Source organism: Paenibacillus curdlanolyticus YK9 (genome assembly GCF_000179615.1).
Taxonomy (GTDB): domain Bacteria; phylum Bacillota; class Bacilli; order Paenibacillales; family Paenibacillaceae; genus Paenibacillus_T; species Paenibacillus_T curdlanolyticus.
In genome coordinates this window covers 253863-261362 of the sequence record NZ_AEDD01000003.1, presented here as the reverse complement: position 1 = coordinate 261362, position 7500 = coordinate 253863, and the positions used below count along the sequence as shown (strand labels likewise).

The 7500-nt window shown below is 47.3% G+C and carries 3 protein-coding genes, 15 tRNA genes, 1 rRNA gene and 1 pseudogene (1 of these 20 cut by a window edge); 19 read left to right on the top strand and 1 reads right to left on the bottom strand.

The genetic code is table 11. The features are described from left to right. The 16 genes from PAECUDRAFT_RS07075 to PAECUDRAFT_RS07000 all read left to right on the top strand — a co-directional run. Positions 1-457 (top strand): 23S ribosomal RNA (locus PAECUDRAFT_RS07075) (it extends 2475 nt beyond the left edge of the window). 96 nt (positions 458-553) lie between these two features. Then, positions 554-629 (top strand) — tRNA-Asn (locus PAECUDRAFT_RS07070). Positions 630-632: 3 nt separating this feature from the next. After that, positions 633-723: transfer RNA gene (locus PAECUDRAFT_RS07065), tRNA-Ser, on the top strand. Positions 724-732: 9 nt separating this feature from the next. Continuing rightward, positions 733-807, top strand: a tRNA-Glu gene (locus PAECUDRAFT_RS07060). A gap of 74 nt (positions 808-881) precedes the next feature. Continuing rightward, positions 882-957 (top strand) — tRNA-Val (locus tag PAECUDRAFT_RS07055). A 14-nt stretch (positions 958-971) separates the two neighbouring features. Then, positions 972-1048, top strand: a tRNA-Met gene (locus PAECUDRAFT_RS07050). A gap of 34 nt (positions 1049-1082) precedes the next feature. Then, a tRNA-Asp gene (locus PAECUDRAFT_RS07045) sits at positions 1083-1159 on the top strand. Positions 1160-1176: 17 nt separating this feature from the next. After that, positions 1177-1252: transfer RNA gene (locus PAECUDRAFT_RS07040), tRNA-Phe, on the top strand. 18 nt (positions 1253-1270) lie between these two features. After that, positions 1271-1346: transfer RNA gene (locus PAECUDRAFT_RS07035), tRNA-Thr, on the top strand. Between the two features lie 8 nt (positions 1347-1354). Further along, a tRNA-Tyr gene (locus PAECUDRAFT_RS07030) sits at positions 1355-1439 on the top strand. A gap of 5 nt (positions 1440-1444) precedes the next feature. Then, positions 1445-1518: transfer RNA gene (locus tag PAECUDRAFT_RS07025), tRNA-Trp, on the top strand. Positions 1519-1533: 15 nt separating this feature from the next. After that, positions 1534-1609, top strand: a tRNA-His gene (locus tag PAECUDRAFT_RS07020). 6 nt (positions 1610-1615) lie between these two features. After that, positions 1616-1690 (top strand) — tRNA-Gln (locus PAECUDRAFT_RS07015). An 8-nt stretch (positions 1691-1698) separates the two neighbouring features. Continuing rightward, positions 1699-1773: transfer RNA gene (locus PAECUDRAFT_RS07010), tRNA-Gly, on the top strand. A 4-nt stretch (positions 1774-1777) separates the two neighbouring features. Beyond that, positions 1778-1851, top strand: a tRNA-Cys gene (locus tag PAECUDRAFT_RS07005). A 27-nt stretch (positions 1852-1878) separates the two neighbouring features. Beyond that, positions 1879-1960: transfer RNA gene (locus PAECUDRAFT_RS07000), tRNA-Leu, on the top strand. A 173-nt stretch (positions 1961-2133) separates the two neighbouring features. Here PAECUDRAFT_RS07000 and PAECUDRAFT_RS06995 read toward each other — a convergent pair. Continuing rightward, a complete protein-coding gene (locus PAECUDRAFT_RS06995; RefSeq protein ID WP_006037429.1) occupies positions 2134-3231 on the bottom strand; it encodes a peptidylprolyl isomerase in 1098 nt (365 codons plus the stop codon). Between the two features lie 177 nt (positions 3232-3408). Here PAECUDRAFT_RS06995 and PAECUDRAFT_RS06990 point away from each other — a divergent pair, with 177 nt between their 5' ends. The 3 genes and pseudogenes from PAECUDRAFT_RS06990 to PAECUDRAFT_RS26785 form a co-directional block, all read left to right on the top strand. Further along, entirely contained in the window at positions 3409-5169 is a 1761-nt protein-coding gene (locus PAECUDRAFT_RS06990) for a sensor histidine kinase (protein WP_006037428.1), read from the top strand. Positions 5170-5184: 15 nt separating this feature from the next. Beyond that, entirely contained in the window at positions 5185-6804 is a 1620-nt protein-coding gene (locus PAECUDRAFT_RS06985) for a helix-turn-helix domain-containing protein (RefSeq protein WP_006037427.1), read from the top strand. Between the two features lie 137 nt (positions 6805-6941). Beyond that, positions 6942-7500, top strand: a pseudogene (locus tag PAECUDRAFT_RS26785) (sugar ABC transporter permease); the annotation flags it as partial.

The window sequence follows — 7500 nt, the reverse complement described above, 5'->3', positions numbered from 1 at the left end:
GCTACCCTGGGGATAACAGGCTTATCTCCCCCAAGAGTCCACATCGACGGGGAGGTTTGGCACCTCGATGTCGGCTCATCGCATCCTGGGGCTGAAGTAGGTCCCAAGGGTTGGGCTGTTCGCCCATTAAAGCGGTACGCGAGCTGGGTTCAGAACGTCGTGAGACAGTTCGGTCCCTATCTGTCGTGGGCGTAGGAAATTTGAGAGGAGCTGTCCTTAGTACGAGAGGACCGGGATGGACGCACCGCTGGTGTACCAGTTGTTCCGCCAGGAGCATCGCTGGGTAGCCAAGTGCGGACGGGATAAGCGCTGAAAGCATCTAAGCGCGAAGCCCCCCCTCAAGATGAGATTTCCCAGTATGTAAGACCCCTGGAAGACGACCAGGTTGATAGGCTCGAGGTGGAAGCGCAGCAATGCGTGCAGCTGACGAGTACTAATAGGTCGAGGGCTTATCCTACAGCTTCTTGTATGAGAAGCAAACTTCGTGAGCAAGACTAAGCTAAGGATTCAGTATTCGCATCCAGTTTTCAAAGTGCAAATCACTTTGTCATATTCCCTGATAGCTCAGTTGGTAGAGCACTCGACTGTTAATCGAGTTGTCACAGGTTCGAGTCCTGTTCGGGGAGCCATATAGAGAGGTGTCCGAGTGGTCGAAGGAGCACGATTGGAAATCGTGTAGGCTCTAACCGGGTCTCGAGGGTTCGAATCCCTTCCTCTCTGCCATATTAGTTAGGCCCGTTGGTCAAGGGGTTAAGACACCTCCCTTTCACGGAGGTAACAGGGGTTCGAATCCCCTACGGGTCACCATTTCTTTTAAAAAGTCTTAAAAAAAGGCTTGCAAAAAACAAAGAAGTGTTGTATGATATAAGAGTCGCTTGTTCGGAGGCTTAGCTCAGCTGGGAGAGCATCTGCCTTACAAGCAGAGGGTCGGCGGTTCGATCCCGTCAGCCTCCACCATAATTTTATAATGACGCGGGGTGGAGCAGCTCGGTAGCTCGTCGGGCTCATAACCCGAAGGCCGCAGGTTCAAATCCTGCCCCCGCAACCAATTCAGCTTCGGATTGCTGCCGAAGTAATCGTGTGGAGCCGTGGTGTAGAGGCCTAACATGCCTGCCTGTCACGCAGGAGACCGCGGGTTCGAATCCCGTCGGCTCCGCCATTATTATTCAGCAATTAGGCTCGGTAGCTCAGTTGGTAGAGCAGAGGACTGAAAATCCTCGTGTCGGCGGTTCGATTCCGTCCCGAGCCACCATTTTTGAAAACTTAATATGCCGGTGTAGCTCAGTTGGTAGAGCAACTGACTTGTAATCAGTAGGTCGTGGGTTCGACTCCTATCGCCGGCACCATGTTTTATGGAGGATTAGTGAAGTGGCTAAACACGGCAGACTGTAAATCTGCTCTCTCTGAGTTCGGTGGTTCGAATCCATCATCCTCCACCATTTATAGGGGCATAGTTTAAAGGTAGAACAAAGGTCTCCAAAACCTTTGGTGTGGGTTCAATTCCTGCTGCCCCTGCCAATTTTTACTTCTATGGCGGTCGTGGCGAAGTGGTTAACGCATCGGATTGTGATTCCGACATTCGGGGGTTCAATTCCCCTCGATCGCCCCATGATTTTGGGGATTAGCCAAGCGGTAAGGCAACGGACTTTGACTCCGTCATTCCCAGGTTCGATCCCTGGATCCCCAGCCATTTTATATGCGGAAGTGGCTCAGCGGTAGAGCATCGCCTTGCCAAGGCGAGGGTCGCGGGTTCGATTCCCGTCTTCCGCTCCATCATGGCGCCATAGCCAAGCGGTAAGGCAAAGCTCTGCAAAAGCTTTACCCCCAGTTCGAATCTGGGTGGCGCCTCCATCTTTACTTAGTACAGCTTCATAATTAGCCGGTGTGGCGGAATGGCAGACGCGCGCGACTCAAAATCGTGAGGGAAACCGTGGAGGTTCGAGTCCTCTCACCGGCACCATATTCTCTAACAGTAAATCCTTTGCACAGTAGTTGCAGAGGTTTTTTTGTTTTTGTAAATAGATTTCGAATCAGGGTGGAGGGAGAAGCAAGAAGTGACTCACTCCTAGCTGAAAAGTAAAAACAACAGTGCGATCTGATAATTATCAGATCGCACTGTTGTTTGCATGTTGATTAGTTAGTTGTAGTTGTTGCTTCTTCTTTAGGAGTAGAAGCAGCTGGTTCTTCAGTTGCTGCCGCGCCTTCTTGCTTGTCCTCTTTTACAAGGGAGTTTTCAATCTTAGCTTTGGATTTAAGTTCCTCGATGAATGGTTGAGCAAGCTCGTTGATTTTGCTCATCATGAGAATGTTTTTGATATCTTCTTTTTTCTCTTCGAACGTTGGGCTAGCAGCTTGTTTATGATCCGTTACTTTAATGATGTGGAAACCATAAGCACTTTGAACTGGTTGGCTAGTTTCGCCGACTTTCAATTCGAATGCGGCTTTCTCGAATGCTGGATCCATTTGACCTTTACCGAAGTAGTTCAGGTCGCCACCAGCATCTTTGGTGCCTGTGTCGAGCGATTTTTCTTTAGCGATTGTTGCGAAATCTGCGCCGTCTTTCAATTGCTTAAGGATTGCGTCTGCTTCCTCTTTCGTTTTTACGAGGATATGGGAAGCTCGTACTTGTTCTGGCGTTGAGAAGGACTCTTTGTTTTGATCATAATAGTCTTGAATGTCTTTGTCTGTTACTGTTGCTTTCGAGCTTAGCAGCTTGCGAAGCTTTGCTTGCTTCTCCAGGTCAGGACGAAGGTCAGCAACCGTCATACCGCTTTGAGCAAGTGTTTGCTTCAGCTTCTCATCATCTAAGCCATAAGCTTTCTTAAGAGCATCGAGTTCTTTATCGATATCCGCTTCGGCAACGACAAGACCTTGCTTTTGCAGCTCTTGATTCATAAGTTCAACGTTGATCAGATCATCAAGTGTTACTTCGCTCATTTTTTGTTGGCCGTTTTGGCCGCCGCCTTTAATGAGGAGGAGTGCATCGTAGAGTTGTTTTTCCGTAATCGCTACTCCGTTTACGCTTGCGACATTCTCGCCCTTATCATCGCCAGCATAAGACAGGGTGGCAACAAGGATCAAAATGACGAGCAGCGCTGCACTTACGACCCATCCAAGAGCGCCAGAACCGCTGGATTTTGGCTTTTCTTTTGGTTCTTCTGTAGCAATGCTGTTACTTTCAATTGCATCTTGCGATTGCAGTTCTTCGTTTTGCTTATTTTCTTCCGTCATGATTAAGTGAAGCTCCTCTCTAATGTTTAAAACTGGGTGACCCCGTCTTACTACTATACCAGATTCAGCAAATTCTAACCTTAAGCGCAAATAAAAAAATGCTTGGAGGAAAAAGTAAGATGAAAGCGAATACATACAAATACAGGGAATGATATGAATAGGAATGGAGCGCGAACAATGCCTTTTGTCCAATCGCTAAAGGTAAAGCTTCTAATAAGCTTTGTCGCTGTTGTTGTACCGCTTGTGCTATTCATGCTTGTAAACAATTTGTATGCGAAACAGGTGGTGCGAGAGAAGGTATCGGAGACGTATCGAAATACGTTAGATATGTTTGTGAGGCAGACCGACAATAACTTGCATGAGACGAGCGAATATTTAATGAAAATGGCTGTATTGGATAGTGAGGTAGGCTTATTATCCTCATATCCTTACGGGACGGACAACTATGTCCTCACGAAGGTGAACATTTATAACAAGCTGATGCGTGACGTAGGGTTTTATGATTTGCTCGATACAATATTTTTGTATACAGATAATGATGTAATCATTGGCACGCGCAGCAACGATTACGAAATGATGAAGCAGCTGCTGAGAGATCACGTTCCTGATATGATCGAAAACGATTTAAATAATCCTACGGCAGATTATTGGCAGCTGGCGAGCGATGTACGCATACCTGGCAGATCGATGATGATCAAAATCGTTCATGTAACGGACAGCCTCTATGTAGGAGCCATCATTCGGGTTCAGGATATCGCTCAGAATCTTGGCATGCAATGGAGCGAAGGAGATATTGCAGACAGCGGGCTATACCTGAGGCGAGGCAATGAGATTGTACGACCACTTATTGGCGGGGAGGGACCGATTCAACTGGATGGCACAGAGATGAACGGGAGTTTGTCTTATATCACACAACGTGGGGAGCGGAATAACGACAATTATTTGGTGATGTACAAAGGAAGCCAGACTGCCGACATGGCATATGCAATTATGCTGCCTGAGCAGTCCATGCTGCAAAATTTGCCGTTCTTCCAGATGGCTGTCTATTTTCTTCCGATCGGGATAGCGATTTTGCTGCTGTTATATCTGATTTTCGTTCAGCGCATTATGTTTAAGCCATTAGGTGAGCTTATCCTCGGAATGAAGAAAATTTCGCTTGGCATGCTGGACGTTCGGCTGAAGTCGGACAAGACCGTGGAGTTCGTCTTCCTGGCCAATACGTTTAATACGATGGCTGAGCAGATTAAGTCATTGAAGATCGGCATGTATGAGGAGCAGCTTCGCGTGAAGCACGGTGAGCTCAAGCAGCTGCAAGCGCAAATTAATCCCCACTTTTATATGAATACATTGAACATTATTTATAACTTCGCAGCGCTTAAGGATCATGAATCGGTTAAAAAAATGTCGCTTCATCTGGCTGATTATTTCCGGTTTATCATGAGAGCGAACCGCGACACGATCACGTTAGATGAAGAGCTGCGCCATATTGATAATTACATCACGATTCAGGAGATGCGTTTTCCGAATAAGCTGATCATTACCTATGATATCCCGGAGCCATTGAAAAGCTTTCCGATTCCAGCGTTGACCGTACAGCCATTCGTGGAGAATGCCATCATACATGGCTTCAAAAATCGCAAGCAGCTGTTCGTCATTCATATCGCTGTGGAGCAGAAGACAAGCTTTGATGGGGGCTTCTATCTGACCATCAGGGATAATGGGATAGGTTTTCCTCCCGATGTACTGAATCGGCTAAATGAAAAGCAACCATTGCTGGAAGGGGAGTCAAGTCGGCTAGGCATCGTGAATGTAACTCACCGATTAAGCTTGCATTATGGTGAAGGAGCTAGCATCTATTACGCTAACGACGAAGATGGCGGCGCGGCCGTTACAATCATGTTCCCGGCGATGACGGACACTGCAGGTGCAGTTGGATAAGGAGGGCGGATAAGAGTGGGATATCATTTACTGATTGTAGATGACGAAGACATTGCGATTCGCGGCATTGTTCACGGTATGGATTGGAGCGATATGCCTATTGCGAATATTTTTACGGCTTGCGATGCGGAAGAGGCGCAGGAGCTGTTCAACGAGCATACGATCCATGTCCTGCTGTCCGATATTGATATGCCTAATCAAACGGGGATCGAATTGCTAAGCTGGGTGAATCACAATTCCCCATTAACGAAGACGATTTTACTGACTGGGCATGCCGATTTCAAATACGCGCAGCAGGCGCTTCAGCTTGATGGCTTTGACTATTTGCTCAAGCCGGTGGATCATGATCATTTGAAGAAGATCTTGATGCAGGCACTGGATAAGGTGCGTCTACAGGAGGAGCATGATTCGTTTCATAAGACATACGAGCATTATTACCAGCAGTGGCATAAGCAGCTTCCTGTCATGGCAGAGCGGCTGTGGGAGGATATCATCCATTGGAGGCAGTCTGTTGCTCCCCAGCAGCTTAATCCGCAGCTGCAGCTGTATGGGATACCGCTTCAGGCGGACACGCCAATTGCGATTGTGCTGATTAGTATTGAGCAGTGGCAAGAGGAGTGGTCGGCACGCGATGAAGAGATTATGACGTATGGCGTTAAAAATGCAGCAGAGGAAATTATCCTGAAAGGTTCGCTCGGACAGGCCATTCAGGATGCGAGCGGAGCGCTGCTTGTACTGCTCTATGAGCCTGAGAAGGTCGATAAAGCGGAACTGGACAGTCGCTGCCGTTCCTACATTGAGCAATGCGGTGCTTATCTGCACTGTCGTTTATCTTGCTATATAAGCGCGCCTGCTGCTGTTGCAGAGCTGCGTAACGTCGTAGAGCAGCTTACGGAGCTAGAAAAAAGCAATCTAAACGAAACAGCTGTTGTCGTGCATGAAAGAGAGCGGGGCGAGCTAAAGCTTCGTTCATCGTCTGATTTGTATCCGCCGTTAGCAGAATGGGCGGTTTTGCTGGAATCGGGCAAAAAAACGGAGTTAATTCGCAGTGCGAATGTTTTTTTCGATCAGTTGATTGAGGGGCAGAAGGGGGTCGATTACGTTCATATCGTTTCGATTTACTTTGGCATTGTGCATACGGTGCTCCAAACGTTTCAGCGCAAGTCGTTGGATGTAGAAGCAGCCTTCCCTCAGCAAGGATGGGAGGAAGGCGGGCAGGCGCTAAAATCGCTGCTAGGGCTGAAAGGCTGGACGCTGCAAGTGTGCATGCAGGCTGTCGAATATATCCGGTTGAACGGGAAGGACGTCTCTCACGTTATAAGGAAGGCTCAGCAGTATATTGAAGAGCATTTCGAGGACGAGATTAGCCGGGAAGAGCTGGCTGATTACGTGTTCCTCAACCCGGCTTACCTTTCGCGTTTGTTCCGTAAAGAAACGGGCCAATCGATTACCGACTATGCGACGGAGCGGAGAATGATGAAGGCGAAATGGTTATTAGAGCAAAGAACCGATCGGATTAGCGATATTGCAGTATCAGTAGGCTATAGCAATTTCTCGCATTTCTCTAAGCTTTTTAAAAAAGCGACAGGCGTGACGCCGCAGGAGTATCGCCGAATGTTTCAGCAAGTCGACTAGCTCCAAGCAAACAAGTCACTAGAACGTTAATGAGGTCACGGTGAAGATAGAGCGCCGTCACCTTTTTTTTTACAATGAAATAGACCGAAACGGAGCTGATCAGTGACGGAATTAGGAATGAAGCAGGGGGAAATTCGATGGCTGCGCTCACGCGGAATATGCGGAAATACGGAATGTTTTACATCATGATGCTTCCAGGATTTTTGATCTTGCTGGTCAATAACTACATCCCAATGCTAGGAATTGTAATCGCATTCAAAAATATGACCTATCAGCATTCGAGCATTCTGATGAATCTAATCGACAGCAAGTGGGTAGGATTCGAAAACTTTAAGTATTTGTTCAAAACAAGCGATGCCTGGATTATTACGCGCAACACGCTGCTCTATAACTCGCTGTTTATCGTGTTGAATCTCATCATTCCAGTAGCGTTCGCCATCATGCTCAATGAGCTGAGAAGCAAGTATTTGGCAAGGTTTCATCAATCCATCATTTTCTTGCCTTACATTTTATCGTGGGTTGTTGTCTCTTATCTGGTGTATGGGCTGCTGCATGACAAAAACGGGTTTATTAACACGACGATTCTGCCCTACTTTGGCGTTGATCCGGTTCAATGGTATTTCAAAGTAGAGGCTTGGCCGTTCATTATTCCACTCGTGAATACGGTGAAAAATGTAGGCTACTACATGGTCATCT

Bases quoted from the DNA above. Each gene is read 5' to 3' on its own strand.
- PAECUDRAFT_RS06995 (WP_006037429.1), bottom strand. From the start codon at position 3,231: ATGACGGAAGAAAATAAGCAAAACGAAGAACTGCAATCGCAAGATGCA.
- PAECUDRAFT_RS06990 (WP_006037428.1), top strand. From the start codon at position 3,409: ATGCCTTTTGTCCAATCGCTAAAGGTAAAGCTTCTAATAAGCTTTGTC.